22 protein-coding genes are annotated in these 23116 nt (G+C 63.0%); 17 read left to right on the top strand and 5 right to left on the bottom strand.

The annotated features are described in order from the left end of the window. Positions 1 to 42: 42 nt before the first annotated feature. From map to HFRIS_RS05000, 5 genes are all read right to left on the bottom strand, one after another. On the bottom strand, positions 43 to 813 hold the full coding sequence (gene map / locus HFRIS_RS04980; protein ID WP_006462156.1) for a type I methionyl aminopeptidase: 771 nt from the start codon (positions 811 to 813) through the stop codon (positions 43 to 45). Beyond that, complete coding sequence (locus HFRIS_RS04985) at positions 810 to 1022, bottom strand: ParD-like family protein (protein ID WP_039874457.1); 213 nt, start codon at positions 1020 to 1022, stop codon at positions 810 to 812. The genes map and HFRIS_RS04985 overlap by 4 nt, the downstream gene beginning before the upstream one ends. 93 nt (positions 1023 to 1115) lie before the next feature. Then, positions 1116 to 1625 carry a flavin reductase family protein gene (locus HFRIS_RS04990; RefSeq protein WP_039874459.1) on the bottom strand — a complete coding sequence of 170 codons (510 nt, stop codon included), beginning with the start codon at positions 1623 to 1625 and terminating at the stop codon, positions 1116 to 1118. 119 nt (positions 1626 to 1744) lie between these two features. After that, complete coding sequence (locus tag HFRIS_RS04995; protein WP_006462159.1) at positions 1745 to 2773, bottom strand: methionine synthase; 1029 nt, start codon at positions 2771 to 2773, stop codon at positions 1745 to 1747. A 40-nt stretch (positions 2774 to 2813) separates the two neighbouring features. Continuing rightward, positions 2814 to 3797 carry a DUF1852 domain-containing protein gene (locus HFRIS_RS05000; RefSeq protein ID WP_006462160.1) on the bottom strand — a complete coding sequence of 328 codons (984 nt, stop codon included), beginning with the start codon at positions 3795 to 3797 and terminating at the stop codon, positions 2814 to 2816. Between the two features lie 366 nt (positions 3798 to 4163). On the opposite strand from HFRIS_RS05000, the gene HFRIS_RS05005 reads away from it, so the two are divergent. The 17 genes from HFRIS_RS05005 (at position 4164) to HFRIS_RS05085 (ending at position 23115) form a co-directional block, all read left to right on the top strand. Further along, on the top strand, positions 4164 to 5804 hold the full coding sequence (locus HFRIS_RS05005; protein ID WP_006462161.1) for an ABC transporter substrate-binding protein: 1641 nt from the start codon (positions 4164 to 4166) through the stop codon (positions 5802 to 5804). A 9-nt stretch (positions 5805 to 5813) separates the two neighbouring features. Beyond that, on the top strand, positions 5814 to 6869 hold the full coding sequence (locus HFRIS_RS05010) for an ABC transporter permease (RefSeq protein WP_006462162.1): 1056 nt from the start codon (positions 5814 to 5816) through the stop codon (positions 6867 to 6869). A gap of 10 nt (positions 6870 to 6879) precedes the next feature. Next, complete coding sequence (locus HFRIS_RS05015) at positions 6880 to 7749, top strand: ABC transporter permease (protein WP_039874461.1); 870 nt, start codon at positions 6880 to 6882, stop codon at positions 7747 to 7749. A 9-nt stretch (positions 7750 to 7758) separates the two neighbouring features. Then, positions 7759 to 8307 (top strand): carboxymuconolactone decarboxylase family protein, encoded by a 549-nt coding sequence (locus HFRIS_RS05020; protein WP_006462164.1) that lies wholly within the window; start codon positions 7759 to 7761, stop codon positions 8305 to 8307. A gap of 15 nt (positions 8308 to 8322) precedes the next feature. Next, complete coding sequence (locus HFRIS_RS05025; RefSeq protein ID WP_006462165.1) at positions 8323 to 10029, top strand: ABC transporter ATP-binding protein; 1707 nt, start codon at positions 8323 to 8325, stop codon at positions 10027 to 10029. 344 nt (positions 10030 to 10373) lie between these two features. After that, positions 10374 to 11468: an ABC transporter substrate-binding protein gene (locus HFRIS_RS05030; RefSeq protein ID WP_006462166.1), complete on the top strand. Its 1095-nt coding sequence runs from the start codon at positions 10374 to 10376 to the stop codon at positions 11466 to 11468. Positions 11469 to 11471: 3 nt separating this feature from the next. Continuing rightward, positions 11472 to 12332 (top strand): ABC transporter permease, encoded by an 861-nt coding sequence (locus HFRIS_RS05035; RefSeq protein ID WP_006462167.1) that lies wholly within the window; start codon positions 11472 to 11474, stop codon positions 12330 to 12332. Positions 12333 to 12342: 10 nt separating this feature from the next. Continuing rightward, a complete protein-coding gene (locus tag HFRIS_RS05040; protein WP_006462168.1) occupies positions 12343 to 13164 on the top strand; it encodes an ABC transporter permease in 822 nt (273 codons plus the stop codon). A 24-nt stretch (positions 13165 to 13188) separates the two neighbouring features. Next, the gene (locus HFRIS_RS05045; protein WP_039874568.1) at positions 13189 to 14028 is read left to right on the top strand and encodes an ABC transporter ATP-binding protein; all 840 of its coding nucleotides are present in this window, start codon (positions 13189 to 13191) and stop codon (positions 14026 to 14028) included. Positions 14029 to 14107: 79 nt separating this feature from the next. Then, positions 14108 to 15049 carry a TauD/TfdA dioxygenase family protein gene (locus tag HFRIS_RS05050; RefSeq protein WP_006462170.1) on the top strand — a complete coding sequence of 314 codons (942 nt, stop codon included), beginning with the start codon at positions 14108 to 14110 and terminating at the stop codon, positions 15047 to 15049. Continuing rightward, positions 15046 to 16413 (top strand): LLM class flavin-dependent oxidoreductase, encoded by a 1368-nt coding sequence (locus HFRIS_RS05055; protein WP_006462171.1) that lies wholly within the window; start codon positions 15046 to 15048, stop codon positions 16411 to 16413. The genes HFRIS_RS05050 and HFRIS_RS05055 overlap by 4 nt, the downstream gene beginning before the upstream one ends. Positions 16414 to 17195: 782 nt before the next feature. Then, positions 17196 to 17774 (top strand): hypothetical protein, encoded by a 579-nt coding sequence (locus HFRIS_RS05060; RefSeq protein ID WP_006462172.1) that lies wholly within the window; start codon positions 17196 to 17198, stop codon positions 17772 to 17774. 67 nt (positions 17775 to 17841) lie between these two features. Next, positions 17842 to 18525, top strand: coding sequence for a hypothetical protein (locus tag HFRIS_RS25675; protein WP_006462173.1), 684 nt, complete (start codon positions 17842 to 17844; stop codon positions 18523 to 18525). Between the two features lie 333 nt (positions 18526 to 18858). Next, entirely contained in the window at positions 18859 to 19935 is a 1077-nt protein-coding gene (locus HFRIS_RS05070) for a GlxA family transcriptional regulator (protein WP_006462174.1), read from the top strand. A gap of 370 nt (positions 19936 to 20305) precedes the next feature. After that, entirely contained in the window at positions 20306 to 21154 is an 849-nt protein-coding gene (locus tag HFRIS_RS05075) for a helix-turn-helix domain-containing protein (RefSeq protein WP_006462175.1), read from the top strand. 174 nt (positions 21155 to 21328) lie between these two features. Next, positions 21329 to 22030: an ABC transporter ATP-binding protein gene (locus tag HFRIS_RS05080; RefSeq protein WP_420865055.1), complete on the top strand. Its 702-nt coding sequence runs from the start codon at positions 21329 to 21331 to the stop codon at positions 22028 to 22030. Next, positions 22027 to 23115 carry an HlyD family secretion protein gene (locus HFRIS_RS05085; RefSeq protein WP_006462177.1) on the top strand — a complete coding sequence of 363 codons (1089 nt, stop codon included), beginning with the start codon at positions 22027 to 22029 and terminating at the stop codon, positions 23113 to 23115. The genes HFRIS_RS05080 and HFRIS_RS05085 overlap by 4 nt, the downstream gene beginning before the upstream one ends. The last annotated feature ends 1 nt before the right edge of the window (position 23116 follow it).

Raw genomic sequence — 23116 nt, forward strand, 5'->3', positions numbered from 1 at the left:
TTGAACTCGTTACAAATTATGCGAAGTTTTAGACATTCCAGCTCAAGCTGAAATGAAGCCTTCTTCAGGCCGCAACGTCAACACCTGCACGCCTTTCCTTGTCACCGCCACAGTATGTTCAAACTGCGCCGACAACTTGCCGTCGGCCGTCACCACGGTCCAGCCGTCGTCTTCCGTGCGGCAGGCATGGTGGCCCTGGTTCAGCATTGGCTCGATGGTGAATACCATGCCTTCCTGCAGGACCATCCCCGTCTTCGGTCGTCCCCAATGCAGTACCTCCGGCGGCTCGTGCATTTCCCGGCCGATGCCATGGCCGCAGAACTCGCGGACCACCGAAAACCCGTGACGTCGCGCGTGACGCTGAATGGCATAGCCAATATCGCCAAGCTGGGCGCCTGGTCGCACGGCATGGATGCCTTTCCACATGGCTTCGTAGGTAATCTGCACCAGATGCCGGGCTTCCGGCGTGACCGCTCCGATCAGGTAGGTCTTGCTGGAGTCGGCAATGTAGCCGTTCTTCTCCAGCGTAATGTCGAAGTTGACGATGTCGCCGTCCCTCAGGATCTCCGTTTCCGACGGCACGCCATGACAGATCACGTTGTTGCGCGATGAATTGAGGGCGAACGCGTAGCCATACTGGCCTTTGCTGGCCGGCCGCGCGTGCAGCTCCTCGACGATAAAGCGGTCAACCCAGTCGTTGACCTGCATGGTAGACATGCCGGCAAGCTCCAGCTGATCCAGCTCGCTGAATACGCTGGCCAGCAGCCTGCCTGATTTGGCCATCAGGGAGATTTCTTCGGGGCGCTTCTTCATGTCGCCGTCACTCTGACACTGGGCGTGACTACCCCGGCCTCCTGCAATTCGCGGGCGATGATCTCGTTGAAGGAAAGCGTTGGATTGGTCTCGGCCAGAACGCCGATCTTGATCCAGAACGCCGCCTGGGCATTGATGGAGCGGCAGGATACGGCCGTGGCCTTGCGGATCTGGTCGTGCAAGTCGTCGTCGATGTTCACAATACCCATGATTGACCTGTATATATATGATTCATATACGAAGTATATATTCATATCAAAAAACAGGTCAACCACCCGGTCAGTCCATCCCGGCGCAGGTGTTCAGGCGTCCACGGCTTCTGCGATGTCCCGATACTGCCCGCGAAAATACAGCAATGGCTGTGCGCTTGCCGGCTTTTGCTGGTCCATGGCAAGCACCTCGCCGATGACGATGAGATGATCGCCGGCGACATGTTCAGCATGAATCTGACAATCCAGCCAGTGCAGACTGCCGGCAATGATGGGGTTGCCCAGGGGCGACGCCTGCCAATCCACCCCCTGCCACTTGTCCTGGCCACGGCGGGCGAACTGCCTGGAAATATGCGCCTGATCGGCGGCCAGAATATTGACCGCAAAGCGCCCTGCCCGCCTGATCGCCGGATAGCTGCCCGAACTGGCCATGACGCTGAAGGACACCAGCGGCGGATTCACCGACACGCTGTAGAAGGACTGGCAAGTGAAGCCGATCGGCGTGGCGTCCACCAGCGAGGTGATCACCGTGATGCCGGAGGCGTAATGCCCGAGCGCGTCGCGAAAACGCGATGGGTCGATGCTTGTGCTGATCAATGACATGATGGAACAGGAATGCGGCTTGGGATCGCAACTACCCAAACGGATATGAAAACTCAGCATCAGCCTGGACGGCCACCGCGCACCGCTGGCGGCGCCCGTCCAAGCAGGTATGCCTACGCCTACCTGGCCAGTTCCTGGCGGATGATCTCCGCACCGGCAGCAAGTGCGTTGAGCTTGCCTCGGGCGACGTCACGCGCCAGGGGTGCCATGCCGCAGTTGGTGCAAGGATAGAGCTTGTCGGCATCGACGAACTGCAGCGCCTTGCGCAGGGTGTCGGCGACCTCCTCCGGAGTTTCGATGGTATTGCTGGCCACATCGATGGCGCCGACCATTACCTTCTTGCCACGGATGAGTTCAATCAGGTCCATAGGAACGCGCGAATTGTGGCACTCCAGCGAGACGATATCGATGCCGGACTGTTGCAGCTTCGGGAATGCTTCCTCGTATTGCCGCCACTCGGAGCCCAGGGTCTTCTTCCAGTCGGTGTTGGCCTTGATGCCGTAGCCGTAGCAGATATGGACGGCGGTTTCACACTTCAGGCCTTCGATGGCGCGTTCCAGCGTGGCCACGCCCCAGTCGTTGACTTCGTCGAAGAAGACATTGAAGGCCGGCTCATCGAACTGGATGATGTCTACGCCGGCCGCTTCCAGCTCCCGGGCTTCCTGATTGAGGATCTTGGCGAATTCCCATGCCAGTTTTTCGCGGCTCTTGTAGTGGGCGTCGTAGAGCGTGTCGATCATGGTCATGGGGCCGGGCAGCGCCCATTTGATGGTTTGCCCGGTCTGCTGGCGCAGGAACCTGGCGTCTTCCACGAAGACCGGTTTCTGGCGCGATACGGCGCCGACGACGGTGGGCACGCTGGCATCGTAGCGGTCGCGGATGCGCACGGTCTCGCGCTTCTCGAAATCGACCCCGTCCAGATGTTCGATAAAGGTCGTCACGAAATGCTGGCGCGTCTGTTCGCCATCACTGACGATATCGATGCCGGCATGGACCTGTTCCTGCAGGGACAGGCGCAAGGCATCGCGCTTGCCGTCACGCAGTTCTTCACCCTGCAGTTTCCAGGGCGACCAGAGCTTCTCGGGTTCGGCGAGCCAGGAAGGTTTCGGCAGGCTGCCGGCGGTGGAGGTGGGTAAGAGTTTTTTCACGTTGGATGACCTGTTCTGTTGTATGAATCCGTGCGGGTAATCAATGGGCGTAATGCGCGGACCACTGCGCCAGGACCGCCTGGTAAGGCTTGATGAAGTGTTCTTCGGCAAACCTGCCCTGCTCCACCGCCAGCCGGCTGCGTTCTTCGCGGTCGTAGACGATGCGGGTCAGGGAATAATCCTGGTGCTTCAGGCTGGGCCGATAGGACGTGCCGGCAACCGAATTGGCGTTGTAGATCTCGGGCCGGTAGATCTTCTGGAAGGTCTCCATCGTGCTGATGGTGCTGATCAGTTCCAGGTTGGTGTAGTCGCCCAGCAGATCACCGGAGAAATAGAACGCCAGCGGCGCGGCGCTGTCGGGCGGCATGAAGTAGCGTACCTGCATGCCCATCTTGCCGAAGTATTCATCGGTCAGCGAATACTCGTCCTGCAGGTATTCCACGCCCAATACCGGGTGCCGGTTCTCGGTGCGCCGGTAGGTCCGGCTACTGGAGACGCTCAGGCAGATGACCGGGGGCTTGTCGAAATGCGCCCGGTACACCTCCGACTCCACGAAGGACTTGAACAGCCGTCCATGCAGGTCGCCAAAATCCTCGGGGGCGCTGAAGACAGGCTGGTTGCGGTTGCGCTCCAGCAGGACCACGCTGAAATCGTAATCGCGTACATAGGAGGAAAAGTTGTTGCCCACGATGCCGGCAGTGCGTTCGCCAGTCTGCTGATCGATGACCGTCGTCTGCAATATCTCGATCAAGGGAAGCGCCGGGCCGCTGCGCTCGCCGGCAATCTTCATCTCGACCGAGATGATCTCCAGCTCCACGTGATAGCGCTCGCCTGCCGGATTATCCCAATGCGCCAGGGCATTGAAGCGGTTGTCGATCATGCGGAAGGTGTTGCGCAGGTTCTCCTGGCGACTTTCACCCCGGGCGAGATTGGCGAAGTTGGTGGTGATGCGCGTGTTCTCGGAAGGACGATAGTCCTCGTCGAAGCGGATGCTCTTGATGGCAAACGTAAATTCTTTGGTCATGGTGATTCAGCCTCTGGCCGTCCTGATGATGACGATGTTCGAAGCGAATCTTAAGCGCAGTCATCCATGAAAAAAAGTGAAATGATCTCATTGATCCATTAGATCGGCTCATATACCAACACAAGGGCCGTCACTGCAGCAGACCCGCCGCATGATAGGCATGCGATTTCCAAGGAAGCACATGCGGAATGCTTCGTTCAGGCCAGCACAGCGCTTTGGTCTAATAGCGCGACGTTGCTGAACCAGCACTTCTTCACCCTCTCACCATGCGGCCGCGCAGCTTCAAGAGCCGGCGCGAACCGGCGCAGGGCGCACAAAAAGAAGCCCGGCCCGACCGCAACACCACACCGACAAACAGGGGAAACCATGCTACACACCAGACTCCTGCGCTCCCTGCTGGGCGCAGCCACACTGCTCATCGCCGGCGCTGCTGCAACCGCTCCTGCGACGGCAGCCGCCCCCACACCGGGCGGGACTCTCACCACCATCATCCAACCCGAACCGGTGATCCTGACCTCGGCCCTGAACACCGCCGCACCGACCGGCTTCTTCAGTGCCAACGTCTTCGATGGCCTGGTCGAATACGACAACGATTTCAAGTTGAAACCGGCCCTGGCCGAGCGCTGGGAGTTTTCCAAGGACGGCAAGACCCTGACCTTCTACCTGCGCCGTGGCGTCAAGTGGCACGACGGCAAGCCCTTCACCTCGGCCGACGTGAAATGGACCCTGGAAAACGTCTGGAGGAAGATCCATCCGCGCAACCAGATCCTCTACGGCAAGGTCACCTCCACCGATACGCCGGACGACTACACCGTGGTGATCCACTTCAGCGAGCCTTCGCTGGCCGTGCTCAGTTCGCTCAACAGCAACGGCGCCCAGGTCCTGCCCAAGCACTTGTACGAGGGGACCGACATCCTCAACAACCCCTACAACAACAAGCCCATCGGCACCGGCCCCTTCGTCTTCAAGGAATGGAGCCGTGGCAACTACATCACCCTGGAACGCAATCCAGAATACTGGGACAAGGGCAAGCCCTACCTGGACAAGATCGTCTTCAAGGTCGTGCCTGATGCCGGTGCCCGCGCTGCCGCGCTGGAAAAGGGCGAAGCCCAGTACGCCCCGTTCTCCCCGGTGCCGCTCAAGGATGCCGAGCGCCTGGCCAAGCTGCCCAGCCTGAAGCTGGAGACACGTGGCTATGAATGGCTCTCGCCCTGGCTGTTCGTGGATATCAACCTCGACCGCCCCTACTTCAAGGACCTGCGCGTGCGCCAGGCCCTGGCCTACGCGATCGACCGCAATGCCTTCAACAAGGTGGTGTGGTACGGCTTCGGCAAGCCGGCCGACAGCCCGGTGGTCTCCACCCTCAAGCAATTCCACACCAGCGACGTGCCGCAATACGGCTTCGACCCCAAGAAGGCCGAAGCCCTGCTGGATGAAGCCGGCCTCAAGCGCGGTGCCGACGGCACCCGCCTGAAGATCAACCTGGATTACCTGCCCTACGGCGACGACTTCAAGCGCAGCGGCGAATTCATCCGCAATTCCCTGAAGCGTGTGGGCATCGAGGTCAACGTGCGGGCGCAGGACACGCCGACCTACACCAAGCGTGTCTATGGCGACCGTGACTACGACCTGTCGGTGGTCTGGTTCGCCGGCTTTGCCGATCCGCTGGTCGGTGTCACCCGCGCCTACTGGAGCGATTCGGTCGGCAAGAACATCCCCTGGAGCAATGGTTCCGGCTACCGCAGCGCCGAGGCCGACAAGCTGATCTCGCAGGCCCAGGGTTCGGCCAGCCAGAGCGAGCGCATCGCCCTGTTCAAGAAGCTGCAGCAGCAGGTGCAGACCGACCTGCCTTCGTTGCCGCTGCTGGAAATGCACTTCTTCACGGTCCAATCCTCCAGCCTCAAGGATGCCGTGGCCGGCGTCGACCAGGTCTATGGATCGCTGAAGAACGCGTGGTTCGACAGCGGCGCCAAGGTGGCAGCCAATCCCGCCGCGCCGCAACGCTAAGGACCGCGAATGAGCCTGAGCCTGGAGACCTCGGCCTCCTCCGAGCCTCCCCATCCCTCCCGGCACACCAAGCCGCCCCTGTCACGCGGGGGCAGGCTATGGCAGGCCACCGTGCGCCGCCTGCTGCAATTGCTGGCGGTGGTGCTGGGCGTGGCGGTGATCAATTTCTTCCTGCTGCGACTGGCGCCGGGTGATGCCGCCCAGGTGCTGGCCGGGGAAGCCGGCGCGGCCACTCCCGAATACCTGGCGACACTGCGCGCCCAGTTCGGGCTGGACCAGCCATTGCTGGTGCAGTTCGGCAAATACCTGCTGCATCTGCTGCAGTTCGACCTCGGTTATTCCTTCCGTCACGGCATGCCGGTGGCGCAATTGATTGGCGAGCGCGTACCGGCCACCTTGCTGCTGATGGGCGCCAGCATCCTGCTGGCGGCAGTGGGCGGCGTGGTGCTCGGCAGCCTGGCGGCCTACCGCGCCGGCAAGCTGGTCGACCTGCTGGTGTCCTTGCTGGCGCTGGTGTTCTTCGCCACGCCGCTGTTCTGGATCGGCCTCATGCTGGTGGTGGTCTTCTCGGTCTGGCTGGACTGGCTGCCGGTGGGCGGCATGATCACGGTCGAAGCCGGCTATACCGGTTTGGCCCACGTACTGGACGTGGCACGCCACCTGGTGTTGCCGGCCTTGACGCTGGGTCTGTTCTACATGGCGGTCTATACGCGTCTCATGCGCGCCACCATGATTGAGGTGCGGCGCCAGGATTTCGTGCGCACCGCCGTGGCCAAGGGCGCGCCCGCGCATCGGGTGCTGGTGGTGCATGTGCTACGCAATGCGCTACTGCCGCTGGTGACCATGCTGGGCGTGCAGGCCAGCGCCATCGTCGGCGGCGCGGTGCTGGTGGAGACCGTGTTCTCCTGGCCCGGCCTGGGCCGACTGGCCTTCGAAGCGCTGTTCCAGCGCGACTTCAACCTGTTGCTGGGCATCCTGCTGTGCAGTTCGACCGTGGTGGTGCTGGTCAACTGGATCGTCGATGCCCTCTATGTGCGGCTGGATCCACGCATCCGCCTGCAATGAAAAGACCGACATGAGCACCCTCACCCTCCCCCATCCTTATCCCTCTGCCGCGCGCGGCGTTCTTGCGCGCCTGCGGCGCTCGCCCTCGGCGCTGGCTGGCAGCCTGCTGTTGCTGCTGGTGCTGTTCATGGCGGCCTCGGCCGGCTGGCTGTTCCCCGGCGATCCGCTGGACATGGTGGCCGAACCCTTCCTGCGACCCGGCGTGGACCTCGCCTATCCGCTGGGCAGCGACATGCTGGGGCGTGACCTGCTGGCCGGCATCTTCCACGGTGCGCGGGTGTCGCTGCTGATCGCCGCCGTCTCCACCGCCATCGCGTTGCTGCTGGGCGTGAGCGGCGGCCTGCTGGCCGGCTACTACGGTGGCTGGCTGGATGCGGCATTGATGCGGGTGACCGAGTTCTTCCAGACCATTCCTTCTTTCCTGTTTTCACTGGCCATCGTGGCGGTGATCCAGCCTACCGTGTGGACCATCGCACTGGCCATCGGCGTGACCGCCTGGCCCAGCCTGGCGCGGCTGGTACGGGCCGAGGCCCTGAAACTGCGGCACGGCGAGATGGTGCGCGCCAGCATCGCCCTGGGTGCCAGCGATGCCCGCATCCTGTTGCGCGACATCCTGCCCAATGCCGCCACCCCGATCCTGGTATCGGCCTCGCTGATGGTGGCCAGCGCCATCCTCACCGAATCCAGCCTGGCCTTCCTCGGCCTGGGCGACCCCAATGCCGCCAGTTGGGGCAACATGGTCGGCGCCGGCCGCGAAGTGCTGCGCACCGACTGGTACATCACCACCATCCCGGGCCTGGCCATCGTCTTCACGGTGCTGGCCCTCAATCTCTTGGGCGACGGACTGGCCGATGTGCTCGATCCGCGCGAACGCAAATAGGACTTTTCCATGGCACGTGTCTCTACCCTGCTCTCTCACCAACTGCCAGCCGGCGAAGCCCGCTGCATCTTCGAAAAAGTCGAGAACGAATACGGCGCCTTCGGCAACATGCTGGGCGTGATGGCGCACAAGCCGGCCTCCATCGAACATCTCTACGGCCTGCTGCTGGGTTTCGCCGCCGAGGGCAATCTCTCGCGCCTGCATCTGGAAATCGTGCTGGTAACCGCATCGCGGGCCAACGAATGTACCTACTGCGTATCGCACCATGCCCCCAAGCTGCAGGCCGAACAGGTCAGCGCCGAGACGGTGGAGCGCATCCTGGAGCCCGACGTCCCCGGCCTGGGCCCGGTGGAACTGCTGGTGCGCGACTATGCCCTGGCCGTCACCCGGCAGCGCGTGGGTGATTCGCTGGTAGCGCGCCTGCGCGAGCATTTCGATGAATCCCAGATCGTCGAACTGACGCTGCGTGCAGCGCTGTGCGCCTTCTTTGCGCGCTTCAACGAAGCGCTGGACGTGCAACTGGAACCGCAATACCAGAGCGCCGTACTGGCTGCCTGAACCAAGGAAACCATGATGTCTTCCCTGCTGGAACTGCGCGACCTGAAGGTTGCTTTCGGCGCGCACCAGGCCGTGCGTGGGCTGGACCTGTCGATTGCCGCTGGCGAAACGGTGGCCCTGGTCGGCGAGTCCGGCTGCGGCAAGTCCACCACGGCCCTGTCGATATTGCGCCTGCTGGATGGCTCGGCCAAGGTCAGCGGCCAGGTACTGTTCGAAGAGCGTGACCTGCTGCGTCTGCCGGAACCCGAACTGGTCGCCCTGCGCGGCCAGGACATCGCCATGATCTTCCAGGAGCCGATGACCTCTCTCAATCCCGTGCTCTCCATCGGCCAGCAACTGGTGGAGGCGATCCGCCTGCACCAGCCGCTGGACGGCGCGGCCGCGCGGGCGCGCGCACTGGAATTGCTGGCCCAGGTCCGCATCCCCGATCCCGCCAGGCGCATCGATGATTACCCGCACCAGCTCTCCGGTGGCCAGCGCCAGCGCGTGATGATCGCCATGGCCATCGCCAACCGTCCGCGCCTGCTGATCGCCGACGAGCCGACCACCGCGCTAGATGTGACGGTACAGGCGCAGATCCTGGAACTGCTGGACCAATTGCGGCGCGAGCTGGGCATGGCCGTGCTGCTCATCACCCATGACCTGGGCGTGGTGGAGCAATGGGCCGACCGCGTGGCCGTGATGTTCGCCGGCGAGAAGGTGGAAGAAGCCACGACCGCACAACTCTTTGCCGCACCCCGTCATGCCTATACGCGGGGCTTGCTGGGAGCGTCCTTGCGACTGGAGCAGGAACTGCACTACCGCCGGCAGCGTCTCCCCGAAATCCGCAATGACATCGATGCAGACGGCCAGTGGCGTTTCAGCCTGACCGATACGGCACTCAGGCAAGTCATCCAGCCGCTGGCTGCCGGCGCTGCGCCCCTGCTGTCGGTACAGGACCTGCATGTGGATTACCTGACGCCCAAGGGCAGCGTGCACGCAGTACGCGGTGTCAGCCTGGACATCGCCCCCGGCCAGACCGTGGGTCTGGTAGGCGAATCGGGTTGCGGCAAGTCCACCCTCTCGCGCTGCATCATCGGCCTGGAAGACAGCCGCAGCGGCCGTATCCTGCTGGACGGCCAGGACATCACCCGGCTGGACCGCAAGGCCCTGCGCCCCTTGCGCAGGCGGGTACAGATGGTGTTCCAGGACCCGTTTGCCTCACTCAATCCGCGCCATAGCGTGCGCGACATTCTGGATACGGCCTTGCAGATCCATGAAGTCCGGGACCGCAACGAGCGCCAGCGGCGCGTCAGCCAGATCATCGATCTGGTCGGCCTGCCGCAGGCCGCCCTGGGCCGCTACGCCCACCAGTTTTCGGGCGGCCAGCGCCAGCGCATCGGGATCGCCCGGGCGCTGGTGCTCAAGCCTGCGCTGGTGATCTACGACGAACCGGTCTCGGCGCTGGACGTCTCGGTGCAGGCCCAGATCCTGAACCTGCTGGTCGATCTGAAGCAGGAGTTCGGCCTGGCCTACCTGTTCATCTCGCACGATCTGTCGGTGGTGCGCTACATCGCCGACCACGTACTGGTGATGCAGGGCGGGCGCATCGTCGAGGAAGGCGATCATCGTTCCATCTGGCAGGCGCCGCAGCATCCCTATACCCGCACCCTGCTGGCGGCGGCACCAGGCAATGCCTATGCGCGTAGCGTCGCGGCACAGCCGGAGCGGCTCATCGCCTGAGCCGCACGCCAGCTTGCCGAGGCTGGCGATCCTGCCGAATCCATTCAATCTGCAAGATGCGAGGATTGAATGTGAACAGGCCCTAGCCTCGGTAGATTGCGGAAGCTAGCTCTCACAGACCTTTCCATCGACCGCGCTGCTGCTCGCGGACGTTGATGCATGATGCCGGGCGCAGCCAGGCTGCCTTCATTGAGCAGCCATCGTTCAGCTGCGCTGACGCATCGGCAGCGCATAAGGACATACGAATTCATTCGTTTTCCGGCGCGATCCTCCCTTCCTATACTGGCCGCAGACAGTTCGTCCTCCACGACGATTCTCCCTCCCGCGCCCAGAAAGGACCCACCATGCCACAGGACCGCCGTAGCGTCCTCAAACAACTTGCCGCCGGCGGTGCCGCGCTGCTGACGCTGCCGCTGCAGAGCGCCTCTGCCGCCAATGCAGGTACCAAGCCCACCACCATCCGCATCGGCGTGGCCCAGCCAGGCATCGGCAATCCGCCGGTGTTCTCGGGCAGCTCGGCCGCCGTGGCCCATGCCAAGGGATGGGTGGAGGAAGAGTTCAAGGCGGATGGCATCAAGGTCGAATGGTTCTTCTTCAAGGGGGCGGGGCCGGCGGTCAATGAGGCGCTGACCAACCAGCAGCTGGACTTTGCCTTCCAGGGCGACCTGCCGGCCATCGTGGCGCGTGCCGCTGGCCTCAAGACCAAGCTGGTGCTGGCCACCGGCGTGCGATCCAACATCTACCTGGCGGTGCCACCGGATTCGCCCATCCAGTCGGTCAAGGACTTGCGCGGCAAGCGCGTGGCCATCTTCAAGGGCACCAATGCGCAGTTGCCGATCAACCGCGTGCTGGAAGCCAATGGCCTGCAGGAGCGCGACCTGCGTTCGATCAACCTGGACCAGGCCACCACCCTGGCGGCGCTGTCCACCAAGGACATCGATGCCGCCTTCGGCAACATCAACCTTCTGCGCCTGCGCGACAAGAATGCGGCGCGCATCGTCTACTCCAGCAAGGGCGGCTCGCCCATCTTCACCACCCAGTCGCACGTGCTGGTGACCGAGCAGTTCGCCCAGCAATACCCCGAGGCCACCGCCCGCGTGGTCAAGACCTTCGTCAAGGCGGCCAAGTGGGCCTCGGACGAGGTCAACCGGGACGAGGTGCTCCATCTCTGGGCCAAGGCCGGCACGCCCTACGAACACTGGCGCGAGGACTACGATGGCCAGCCGCTGCGGGTGCGCATCAACCCCAATTTCGATCCCTTCCTGATCGCCCGCTACAAGGATTCGGTGGAACAGGCCTATCGTTTCAAGCTCAGCCGCGCCCGGGTCGATGTGGATCAATGGATAGACCAGCGCTATCTGCAGGCCGCCCTGAAGGACCTGAGCCTGGAAAACTATTGGCCGGTGTTCCAGGCCAACGGCAAGATCCTGGGAGCCTGAGCGATGTCCACCCCCTCTGGCGTCCTGGACGCCTCCGCCAGCTCCCCTGCGGCCCCGACCTTGGCAGCTGGCCGCCCGCCGCGCAGCGCCTATGCCGCCTTCTTCGGCCGCTGGGCCGGCAGCTGGCTGGCGCTGCCCTTCCCGCTGGGATTGCTGCTGCTGTGGGGCATCTCGGCCCACTTCGGCTGGGTGGCGCCGCAGGTACTGCCGTCTCCGCTGGCGGTGCTGCATACCTTCATCGACCTGGCGCAATCGGGCGAGCTGTGGGACAACCTGTGGATCAGCCTGTTGCGCGTGCTGGCGGGCTTTGGCGTGGGCGTGGTAGGCGGCCTGCTGCTGGGCGTGGCCATGGGGCTGTCGCCGCTGTTCAAGGATTACGTCTATCCCTTCTTCAAGGCCTTCAGCCAGGTGCCGGTGCTGGGCTGGTTGCCCTTGCTGATGCTGCTGGTGGGCATCGACGAAGCACTCAAGATCATCCTCATCGCCAAGGCCGCGCTGGTACCCATCGCCGTCAACACCTACAAGGGCATCGAGAACGTGCCGGCACGCTATGTGGAAGTGGCGCGCGTGCTGCAGTTCTCGCGTTGGCAATTGCTGTGGCGGGTGGTGTTCCCGGCCGCCTTGCCACCGGTCTGGAATGGCGTGCGCTACGGCTTCACGCACGCCTGGCTGGCGCTGGTGGTGGTGGAGTTGCTGGCTTCCTCCGAAGGCCTGGGCTACATGATCGTGTTCGGACGGCAGCTGTTCCAGCTGGACGTGGTGATCGCCGCCGTGGCCGTGGTCGGTGTGGTGGGCTATCTGGGTGACCGCGTGCTGGCCCGCATCGAAGTGGTCCTGCTCGGCTGGCGCCGTAGCGGTTTCTGAGGAGGTCCGCATGATGCCCTTTTACCGTCGCTCGCATGAACAACGCGCACCGCGCGACCGCCACCCGGTGTCGCCCGTGCTGCGGGGCTGGGTGCTGCCCATCGTCCTGGTACTGCTATGGTGGCTGGCCGCGCGCCTGCACTGGTCGGATTCGCCGCTGCTGGTACCTCCCGGCAAGGTGTGGGACACCGCCGTACAGCAACTTCTCAGCGGCGAACTGGTGAGCGCCCTGGCCGCCAGCCTGCGGCGTGACCTGATCGGCCTGGCCATTGGCGTGAGCGCCGGCCTGGTCTTCGGGATTGCCTTCGGCCTGTCGCGCCTGTTCGAAAAGATGATCGGCCCGACCTTCCATACCCTCAAGCAGATTTCGCTATTCGCCTGGATTCCCCTGCTGTCGGTGTGGTTCGGCCTGGGGGATGCGGCCAAGGTGGCGTTCCTGTCGCTGGCGGCGTTCTTCCCGGTGGTGTTGAACACCTTCGAGGGCATCCGCAGCGTGCCGGGTGAACTCATCGAGGCCGCCCGCGTATTGAAGTTCACGCGCCGCCAGTGGCTGACCAAGCTGGTGCTGCCAGCAGCGGCACCGTCCATCCTGGCGGGCATCCACCTGGCCCTGGTCTATGCCTGGCTGGCTACCCTGGGGGCCGAATACCTGCTGGTCTCCGGCCAGGGCATCGGCAACACCATGATCGATGGCCGCGAGCTGTTCCTGATGGACCTGGTGATCTTTGGCGTCATCGTGGTGGGTCTGGTGGGCTTTGCCCTGAACTGGCTGGCCGCGCGCATCGAGCATCGCCTGCTGGCCTGGCGCGGCCGCTCGGTGGCGCAATTCTGAAACGGACGAGAACAAGGAGTGATGATGGCGCAAGCCGGTACGCTGGAAATCCAGCATCTGAGTAAATCCTATGCCGTCAAGGACGGCGATCTGGCGGTGCTGGAGGACGTGACCCTGCACATTGCCCCCGGTGAATTCGTCAGCATCGTCGGCACCAGCGGTTGCGGCAAATCGACCCTGCTGCGCCTGATCGTGGGCCTGGAAGATCAATACCAGGGCGAGGTCCTGCTGGATGGCCAACGCATCGTCGGCACCAGCCTGCAACGCGGCATCGTGTTCCAGGAGCACCGGCTCTTTCCCTGGCTGACGGTGGAAGGCAACATCGAACTGGGCCTGCTCAATGCACCCGGCAGCCCGGTGCAAAAGCGCGAGGCAGTGCGCGAACACATCGCCCTGGTGGGCTTGCAGGGCTTCGAAAAGTCCTATCCGCACCAGCTCTCCGGCGGCATGGCGCAGCGCGTGGCGATTGCCCGTGCGCTGGTCAGCAAGCCGGAAATCCTGCTGCTGGACGAGCCCTTCGGCGCCCTCGACGCCATGACGCGTGCCTATCTGCAGCAGGAACTGCACCGTGTCTGGCAGGCCGAGGGCATCACCATGATCCTGGTCACCCATGACGTGGAGGAAGCCGTCTATCTCGGCGACAAGGTAGTGGTGATGGAACCACGACCGGGCCGGGTGCGGCGCATCGTGCCGGTGCCGCTGACGCATCCGCGTGAACGGGGCGATGCCGGCTTCGCCGCCGTCAAGCAGCGCGTGCTGGACGAGTTTTCGCACGACGGCGCCAGCCTGGCCGAAGCACCGCTCAAGCCCGAGGCACCCTCTTCGCCGCAACTGCCGGCGGCGCTGTGGCAGTTCGCGGTATGAGCGGGTGGCTCCCTCGCAACGAACCCTGTCGTCCCCCGCAGTACATAACCCGCAGTCCCAACCAACAAGGAGATTCGCCATGTCTGACACCCTGCTTGACATCCATCCGGTCGCCGGCCGCATCGGCGCCGAAGTGCGCAACATCCGCCTCTCGGCCGAGCTGGACCCGGCCACCTTTGCCGCCGTGCGCGCTGCGCTGCTGCGCTATAAGGTACTGTTCTTCCGGGGGCAGCAACATCTGGACGATGCCGGGCAGGAAGCCTTCGGCAAGCTCTGGGGCGAACTGGTGGCGCATCCCACGGTGCCGGTGCGCGAGGGGAGCGGCTATCTGCTGGAACTGGATTCGGAACATGGCGGTCGCGCCAACTCCTGGCACACCGACGTCACCTTCGATGTCGCCTATCCGCAGGCCTCGATCCTGCGCGGCGTGGTGATCCCTGCGGCCGGTGGCGACACGGTCTGGGCCAATACCGCACAAGCCTATCTCGACCTGCCGGCGCCGCTGCGTGCGTTGGCCGACCAGCTGTGGGCGCTGCATACCAATGAATACGACTACGCCTCGCGCTTCAATACCACCGAAGCGGGCCTGAAGCGCTATCGCGAAATCTTCACTTCCACCCTCTACGAGACCGAGCACCCGGTCGTACGGGTGCATCCCGAGACCGGCGAGCGCACGCTGGTGCTGGGCCACTTCGTCAAGAAGCTGCTGGGCTACCCGAGCTCGGATTCCGACCATCTGCTGCGCCTGCTGGAGAGCTACGTCACGCGCCTGGAGAACACCGTGCGCTGGCGCTGGTCGGTGGGCGACGTGGTGATCTGGGACAACCGCGCCACCCAGCATTACGCCATCAACGACTATGGCGACCAGCACCGGGTAGTACGCCGGGTGACCGTGGCCGGGGACGTACCCGTCTCGGTGGATGGCCGCCATAGCGTCTCCCGCAACGTGCGCCGCCAGGCGGCCGACAGCCTGCGGGCCGATGAACACGCCACGCAGCCGCAGACGGCGGTGCTGTCATGAGCACGCCGCGTCGACAGATCAAGCTGGGCGCCTTCGTGATGGCCACCGGCCACCATGTGGCGGGCTGGCGCCATCCCGGCGCACAGCCGGACGCGGGGCAGAACATCGCCCATTATCGCCAGATCGCCCAGGCCGCCGAGCGGGCCAAGTTCGATGCGCTGTTCCTGGCTGATGGCGTGGCCATCCGTGCGCACGACCGGGAAACCTTGCACCGTACCGCCCGGGCGGCGTCGTTCGAGCCTTTGACCTTGCTCTCGGCGCTATCGCAGGTGACCGAGCATATCGGCCTGGTGGCCACGGTCTCCACCACCTACAACGAGCCCTATCACGTAGCCCGCAAGTTCGCTTCGCTGGACCATCTCAGCAATGGCCGCGCCGGCTGGAACGTGGTGACTTCGTGGTCCGAGCACGAGGCACAGAACTTCAACCTGGACAAGCACCCCGAGCACGGCGCCCGCTACCAGCGCGCGGAAGAATTCGTGGACGTGGTGCGCGGCCTGTGGGATAGCTGGGAAGACGACGCCTTCCTTTACGACCGCGAGGCCGGTCTGCTCTTCGATCCGGACAAGCTGCACACCCTGCATCATCACGGGCAGCACTTCTCGGTCAAGGGACCGCTCAACGTGGCGCGCCCGGTGCAGGGCCATCCGGTGATCGTGCAGGCCGGCTCTTCCGAGGCCGGGCAAGACCTGGCGGCGCGCACGGCAGAAGTGATCTTCACTGCCCAGCAGTCGCTGGCCGATGCCCAGGCCTTCTATACCAGCCTGAAATCGCGCATGGCCCGCCACGGGCGCGATCCGGACCAGCTCAAGATCATGCCGGGGGTGTTCCCGGTGGTCGGGCGCAGCCACAGCGAAGCGCAGGAAAAGCATGAGGAGCTGCAATCGCTGATCCATCCCAGCGTGGGACTGTCGATGCTGCAGCAGCATCTGGGCGGCATCGACCTGTCCGCCTATCCGCTGGATGGCCCGCTGCCGGAAGACCTGCGCGAACCCAATGGTTCCAAGAGCCGCTTCCAGCTGGTGACGGCGCTGGCCCGGCGCGAAGGGCTGACGCTGCGCCAGCTTTACCTTCGCCTGGCCACGGCACGCGGCCATTGGTCCCTGTATGGGACGCCGGAGAGCATCGTCGATGAACTGGAGGCCTGGTTCACCCAAGGGGGCGCCGACGGCTTCAACATCATGCCGCCGACCCTGCCTGGCGGGCTGGACGATTTCATTACGCTGGTGCTGCCGGAACTGCGCCGGCGCGGATTGTTCCGGACCGAGTACGAGGGGCGGACCTTGCGCGAGAATCTGGGACTGACCAGGCCAGCGCATCAGAAGCCGGGTGCACAAGTAGCTATCCCGACCAAGGTTGCCTAACGCTGGCGAACCAGGCAAACGGACGAACGGACGCAATATTAGGGTAAGCCCTGGATTCGCACCGCGAATCCAGAGACGTTGCCCGGTAGTCGCGTCCGCATCGGGGTTGCCCCGAATGCAATTCGGGTCCCGTCTGACAGGGAAGCACAAATGACGGAGCCGTCCTTCCCGGAAAGAATTAGCTCCTGCGCGAGCAGCGTCGCGCGCCGCGCATAGGGCTCGCATCTTCTGCAATCCCATCCAGTTCTCCACTTCTTCCTGCGTGGATGAGAACCTACTCGCCTCAAGGCGCTCAGCGGCTCAGCACAATGACGTGGCTTGCCGGAGACCGGACGGGCAGCGTCAACAGGACGGACCTGCGCCAGCTCCCATCTGAATTACGTCAGGACGTTACAGTCCGCGCACGATCCCTCCTCCGATACCCCAGAAGAGTTGCACTCCGGTCATCGGCCGAGGTCGCAGCTGTCAGCCCATCGTCAGCTTTGGTCTCCATAAGGAGATATCAGCGACCGAACTGCCGCCAATTCCGGCAAAAAGCGCCATTTATGGCGGCCAAAGCAATCATGATTTTGGCGTAAATACCAACACCAGTATCTCTACTATTTTCTCTGCCGAAGGTCATCTTGATCGGGGCGGCGGGCATAGGGGGACCACCCCCGTCAGCGTTTGGCGCGCGCTCCCTTCAGATCACGGCCGATATCGACCTCCCTTCTCTGCAAGCCATGTGCTGGCAAGTGGCCGCAGTCGACATCGACACTCAATCTTGTGAATAGGAGCAAGCAATGAAGAAAATCTATCTGGCTGCAATGATCGTTTCCACGTTCAGCGCATCGGCCATGGCATTCCAGCTTCCGGGCCACCAACCGCAACCTGCCGCCACTACCACGCGCATCACCAACCCTGTGGTGGTTTCCACGGCCGGTAACGGCGGTGCCGGCGGCGGCGCCGTCTCCGGTAACGCCAGCGCCGGCTCCACCACTGGCGGCAATGCGACCGGCGGCGGCGCCAGCCAATCCAACATCGGCGGCATCGCCAACACCGGGGGCAATCTGACCTCCACCGGCGGCACCAAGGCCATCGGCGGCGTCACCACATCCAGTGGTGCCGCCACTAGCCAATACCACTTCCCCTCGCCTTCGTCCGTTCCGGGCAATGTCCAGACGGCTAATGGCAATGCGGTGGCAGTCGGTGGCGCCACCACGTCCTCGACCGGGTCGGCCAACGCCTCGGCTGGTGGTAACTACAACGGCGGCGGCGCAGGTGTTTCCACCACCATCGGGGGCAGCGCCCAGAGTGGCCCGGCCGTGGGTGGCAATGGTGGTAACGGTGGCAATGCGGCTGCAAGCGCATTCATCCGCTGATCAGGCACAGGCCGTTATAGCAAGAACCGGGGGAGGAAACCTCCCCCACTAACAGAAGGGGGCTAGCGTGGACAAAACTTTCCTGGTGCTGCTGATGACAGCACTTGTCGCATCATCCGCCTGGGCCGATCCCACTGCCACGGCGACGGCTAACGGCGGCATGGGCGGTGCGGGGGGCGCTGCAATGGGCGGTACCGCGTCGGGAGGCAGTGCGACCGGCGGCGCGGCGACCGGAAATGCGTCCAGTGTCATGGTTTCGGTGGCCAACGGCGTGGGTGGGTCCGACGGCAGTAGTGCCGGTACACCCACCACCATCAACTACGGGGGCAGCTACACGGTACGCACTACGCCGCCTATCGCCGCACCCTCGTTGACCTCCACGTTTTCCGATACCTGCATGGGTTCATCGTCTTTCGGCGTAAGCATGGTGGGCTTCGGTGCCACCGGTGGCACCACCATGGTGGATGACGCTTGCGTGCGGCGCCTGGACTCGCGCGAATTCCGCGCCATGGGCATGGAAGACGTGGCCCTGGCCTTGCTGTGCCAGAGCGCGGCCAATCAGAAGGCGGTTGAAGCGACCGGCCGGAGTTGCCCGGGGAAAACGGTGGCCTTGCCCGCCTTGCCGAGCGCCACGCCGGCCGATGACGAATACTCCGATCCATTCGTGAGGCGGCGACTGGGCCTGGCCCCCCTGACCACCGACAGCACGAAGCTACCTGGCACGACGGCCGTATCGTCTCTTAGCCGGTAAGCGACGAAAGACCGCCATGTTGTTTCCCGCGCGGCAGGAAGTGGCTACGAAGCATGGCTTGGCGACGGAATGACCAGAAGCCTGCCTTTTTTGAAACAGATGGAGGTACAAGAGTCTGGACGACCGACATATAAATTCATTTTTGTATAGCGCTAGATGAAATGTTTGACGCCCGTCAAAAGTCGCCACTTTGAATCGCATCTAGCACCACTAAGATGAGTCAAGCAAGAAATCAGTGGACTGAATATTCCATTCATTTCAGTGATGTCCGGGGGGAAACAGGGCTCGCGTTGAGGCTTGTTCTTGCTATACCCATAACAGAGGAACGCGCAAATGCATTCTTATCAATCAAAAGAATTAAGTGAAGAAAGCAGCTCCATCAAACAGGTAGGGGTCATCGTCTCGGATGGGGTCATCCTGGCGGACCTGGCCGAAATCGCCGAGGTCTTCTTCGTCGCGGACAAGATGCTCTCCTCCATGTTTTCCAGGAGCAACGGCTACCATTTTTCATTGCTGTCGGTCATGGGGGGCATGATCACGACGTCCAGTTCAGTCCAGATCGGTACGCTGGCGTTGAAGCACGTGGCAATGAGCGCCTTTGACAGCATCATCATCGCCGATGGTCGCGGAAATTTCGCGGAGTACAGGAACCAGCAACTACTGCAGTGGCTACGAACGCCCACCGCGGATCCCCGGCGCATCGCTGCGCTCTGCACGGGGGTCTTCGTCCTGGCGGGTGCCGGTCTTTTGGACCACAGAAAGGTCGCTACCCACTGGGCGCTGCGGGACAAACTGCATCGAGAATTTCCCAACGTCGATATCCAGTCCAGCGACATCATCATCCAGGACGAAAACGTCTTTACGTCCGCAGACTCCGGAACCGGCGCTGAAATCGCCCTCTCCCTCATCGAAGATGATCTCGGCGGCAGTTTCGCCAACCGCATCGAGCAATCGCTGACGGTCCGGCAACATCATCAGTTCAAGCCCGCCATTTCCCGCGACAACGCCTTCAAGACGGGAGAAAAACGCCACCGAAGTGATCGCATCCAAAAGTCATTGCTATGGCTGGAAGAGCATATGGCCTCGCCGATCAACCTGACCGATGCGGCCGATCACGTGGCCATGAGCGAGCGCAACTTCCAGCGCGAATTCAAACGCGAAACCGGGCAGACGCCCCACAGTTTTCTGACCAGGATCCGGCTGGAGGCCGCGTGCCTCTACCTGAAGGAGTCCGACCTGCCGATCGAGAAAATCGCACGACGATGCGGCCTGGTCAGCGGCGAACATCTCTCCAGGTTGTTCCGCAAGCACCACGGGATATCGCCGGGAGAATACCGCAGGAAGGAAGATTCCCCGCCCGCCTCTCCGATCATTTTGTCCACGGCCCATCTGCATATCCATCAATCATGAAAATCTCTCCCTTCTTCCGGTTCTATCATTTCTACCGCCGCAGCGGCAATTCGATCCGGCTGTCAGCCCGCCTTGCGTGGGACAAGGTCTTCACCACTTATTACTGAACAGCCTTGGGCGACACACTGATGAGCCGGTCGCTTTGCTCCTTCCTCGCAAGGGAGCCCAGATCATTGATCTACATCAGTTTGTGGCCTTTGCCACGGTATGTGGAAACCTCCGCATTCACTATCTTGAAGAAAAGCTCCTGCGATGGGCCCGCCCTCATAAAAAACAGAAAGTGTGGGCATCAGGAAAGCGTTTGTCCGGCGGAAACACAAGTGGTCCCCAAACCATCGAGCCGCCACCCAACGGGGGCCAGGAGCCCGACATGAGCAATTCCGACACCACCGGCAGTAGCCGCCTGTTTCCCGTTTTGACGTGCAAGAGCTGCATCGTGCAGCGGCAGTGTTTTCCGCACGGCCTCAGCGGCCCGGAGATAGAACAGTTCGAACAGCTGGTAGGACGGCGCCGGCGGGTCCTGCGGGGCCAGTTTGCCTATCGGGCGCATGACGAATGCACCAAGCTCTTCATCATTCGCATGGGCAGTTTCAAGACCGTGCGTGTCTCCACCCACGGTGGGATGGATGTGATCGCCTTTCACCACGTCGGCGACCTGCTGGGGATGGAGAGCGCATCACATACCCACTATGACGTCGATGCAATCGCACTTGAAGACAGCCAGATCTGCGAGGTCTCCTTCCACGGTCTGGAATACCTGTCGCGGAAGATTCCCAGCCTGCAGCATCAGATCCTGCGCCGCCTGAGCAACGAGGTGACATCGATGCAGCAGCAAAGCCTGTTGCTCAAGTCCAGGTCGGAGCAGCGCTTTGCCTCCTTCCTGTTGGACCTGTCCCGCATTTCCTCGCGTTGCGGTCACTCCGCAAACGACTTCTCATTGCGCATGAGCCGGACCGATATCGGTCTCTTCCTCGGCCTGACCAATGAGAGCATGAGCCGTCTCATCACCCGCTTCCGCAAAGCCGGCCTGATCGAAGTCAGTGTGCGCCACGTGCATGTCCTGGCGCTTCACGCGCTCGAAGAACTGGCCAGCGGCGCCGTTTCCTGGGACCAGTATGAACAGGATCAGATGGAGCAGCCCTGCGAGAAAACACCAGCAACGGAGAGGGGCCAGGTGCTGGTGCTTGAGCGGAAGGCCGCCACACCGCGCAGCGCCTGAAGGCGCTGCGAAATTCTTGACGTAGGTCACGCCCGCCAGGCAGCAGCGGCGCATCATTCCACCAGATGTTCAAGGACACCCGTCACCGGCTCGCGACCGGTGCCGGCATTGCAGCGGCGCGCCAGACAACACTCCCGCCTTGGAGGAAAGAGGATGCAGGCCGACATCGAAGCGCTGACAAGAAAAAGAAAAGCCATCGTCGCCGATGGCCTGGTCAAGTATTTCGGTGAGGGGGCCACGCGGGTATTGGCCATTGATCACGCCTGCCTGACAGCCTGCTTCGGCGAAATCTCCTTCATCGTCGGGCCCTCCGGCAGCGGCAAGACCACCTTGCTGAGCATCCTTTCCGGCATCCTCAGGCCAAACGAGGGGACGGTAAGGGTCGACGGGGTCGATCTCTGGTCCCTGGACGACGATCAGCTGGCCGACTTCCGTCTCCATCGCGTCGGTTTCGTGTTCCAGGACTATCATCTCTTCCCGCGACTGACCAGCGCCGAGAACGTCGCCATCCCGCTGATACTGAGGCAACAGGCCTGGCAACCGGCGCTGGTCGCGGCCAACGAACTGCTGGAGGTGGTGGGCCTGAAAGGCCGGGGAGACATGCTGCCGGTCAAGCTCTCCGGCGGCGAACAGCAACGTGTGGCCATCGCCAGGGCCATCGTTGGCGCTCCACCAGTCCTCATTCTCGACGAACCCACCGCCTCACTGGACGGCGACACCGGCCGCATGATCCTCTCCTTTCTGCGGGAGAAGGTGCTCAACCCGCAACGTTGCATCCTGATCGTCACCCACGATGCGCGCATCAATGAATTCGCGGACTGCATCGTGCACATGGCCGACGGCAAGGTCACCGGGCTGGACAAGGAGCCTGGATGAAAAGCCGATCCATCTTCATTCTGGCCATCATTGGCCTGATCATGGGCCTGGGCGCGGCCTGGCTGTTCGGACTGGAACGCAAGCCTCCGCCACCGGCCTTCGCCCCCGTCACCAACCCCTACCCCGACGCCATCTATGCCAATGGGATCATCGAAAGCGAGCAGGCTGGCGGCGCCAACATCCCGGTCTACCCGGAGGTCGCCGGCAGGATCATCCAGGTGCTGGTCGCAGAAGGCCAGCAAGTCAAGGCGGGCGCACCCTTGCTGGTACTGGACGATGCCGTGCAGCGGGCCAGCACCGAGCAGGCCAGACTGCAGGCTGAATCCGCGCAGGCGCAACTATCCCAGCTAAAGGCGCAGCCACGCCCCGAGGCCCTGCAGGTGGCCCGCGCCCAGGTGGTATTGGCCGATGCCAATCTGAGGACCGCCCGGGACCAGTTCGACAAGCGCCGCGCCAGCCGGGACCTGGATGCCCGCTCGATCAGCCAGGATGTACTCGATACCGCTGCAGACGCGGTGTATCAGGCCGAGGCCAGCGTGGAGGTGGCCAGGCGTCAGTTCGCACTGGTCCGTGCCGGGGCCTGGCGCTACGACATCATGGTGCAACAGCGGCAGGCCGAGGCACTGTCGCAGACCTATGTTGCAGCCCAGGCGCTGTTGCAGAAGTACACGATACGCGCCGCCACCGACGGTGTCGTCCTGGCACTCAATGCATCGGTGGGCAGCTATGTATCGCCGCAGGGCGCCTATGACGGCTACAGCGAAGCCATGGGGCCGCCCTTGCTCCTGGGTGCGCTGCAAGAACATCTCGCGGTGCGCTGCTACGTCGATGAGATGCTGCTCTCGCGACTACCCACGGCAGATCGCATCGCTGCCAGGATGGCCATTCGCGGCACGAAGATGTCCGTGCCGCTGGAATTCGTTCGCATCCAGCCCTACGTGTCGCCCAAGATCGAATTGTCGAACCAGCGCAAGGAACGGGTCGACCAGCGGGTATTGCCGGTGCTGTTCCGCTTCAGGCGTGAGCCGGCCTTGAAGGTCTACCCGGGGCAACTGGTGGATGTATTCATCGCCCAGAAAAATTGAA

It is taken from the genome of Herbaspirillum frisingense GSF30 (genome assembly GCF_000300975.2).
GTDB lineage: Bacteria > Pseudomonadota > Gammaproteobacteria > Burkholderiales > Burkholderiaceae_D > Herbaspirillum > Herbaspirillum frisingense.

Excerpts from the sequence above, each read along its gene's own strand:
- HFRIS_RS05070 (WP_006462174.1), top strand. The coding sequence starts at position 18,859 with ATGCATTCTTATCAATCAAAAGAATTAAGTGAAGAAAGCAGCTCCATC.
- HFRIS_RS04985 (WP_039874457.1), bottom strand. The coding sequence starts at position 1,022 with ATGGGTATTGTGAACATCGACGACGACTTGCACGACCAGATCCGCAAG.
- HFRIS_RS05050 (WP_006462170.1), top strand. The coding sequence starts at position 14,108 with ATGTCTGACACCCTGCTTGACATCCATCCGGTCGCCGGCCGCATCGGC.
- HFRIS_RS05040 (WP_006462168.1), top strand. The coding sequence starts at position 12,343 with ATGATGCCCTTTTACCGTCGCTCGCATGAACAACGCGCACCGCGCGAC.
- HFRIS_RS05015 (WP_039874461.1), top strand. The coding sequence starts at position 6,880 with ATGAGCACCCTCACCCTCCCCCATCCTTATCCCTCTGCCGCGCGCGGC.
- HFRIS_RS05035 (WP_006462167.1), top strand. The coding sequence starts at position 11,472 with ATGTCCACCCCCTCTGGCGTCCTGGACGCCTCCGCCAGCTCCCCTGCG.
- HFRIS_RS05020 (WP_006462164.1), top strand. The coding sequence starts at position 7,759 with ATGGCACGTGTCTCTACCCTGCTCTCTCACCAACTGCCAGCCGGCGAA.
- HFRIS_RS05055 (WP_006462171.1), top strand. The coding sequence starts at position 15,046 with ATGAGCACGCCGCGTCGACAGATCAAGCTGGGCGCCTTCGTGATGGCC.
- HFRIS_RS05010 (WP_006462162.1), top strand. The coding sequence starts at position 5,814 with ATGAGCCTGAGCCTGGAGACCTCGGCCTCCTCCGAGCCTCCCCATCCC.
- HFRIS_RS05000 (WP_006462160.1), bottom strand. The coding sequence starts at position 3,797 with ATGACCAAAGAATTTACGTTTGCCATCAAGAGCATCCGCTTCGACGAG.
- HFRIS_RS05060 (WP_006462172.1), top strand. The coding sequence starts at position 17,196 with ATGAAGAAAATCTATCTGGCTGCAATGATCGTTTCCACGTTCAGCGCA.
- HFRIS_RS05030 (WP_006462166.1), top strand. The coding sequence starts at position 10,374 with ATGCCACAGGACCGCCGTAGCGTCCTCAAACAACTTGCCGCCGGCGGT.
- HFRIS_RS05045 (WP_039874568.1), top strand. The coding sequence starts at position 13,189 with ATGGCGCAAGCCGGTACGCTGGAAATCCAGCATCTGAGTAAATCCTAT.
- HFRIS_RS05005 (WP_006462161.1), top strand. The coding sequence starts at position 4,164 with ATGCTACACACCAGACTCCTGCGCTCCCTGCTGGGCGCAGCCACACTG.
- HFRIS_RS05025 (WP_006462165.1), top strand. The coding sequence starts at position 8,323 with ATGTCTTCCCTGCTGGAACTGCGCGACCTGAAGGTTGCTTTCGGCGCG.
- map (WP_006462156.1), bottom strand. The coding sequence starts at position 813 with ATGAAGAAGCGCCCCGAAGAAATCTCCCTGATGGCCAAATCAGGCAGG.
- HFRIS_RS05085 (WP_006462177.1), top strand. The coding sequence starts at position 22,027 with ATGAAAAGCCGATCCATCTTCATTCTGGCCATCATTGGCCTGATCATG.
- HFRIS_RS05075 (WP_006462175.1), top strand. The coding sequence starts at position 20,306 with ATGAGCAATTCCGACACCACCGGCAGTAGCCGCCTGTTTCCCGTTTTG.
- HFRIS_RS04990 (WP_039874459.1), bottom strand. The coding sequence starts at position 1,625 with ATGTCATTGATCAGCACAAGCATCGACCCATCGCGTTTTCGCGACGCG.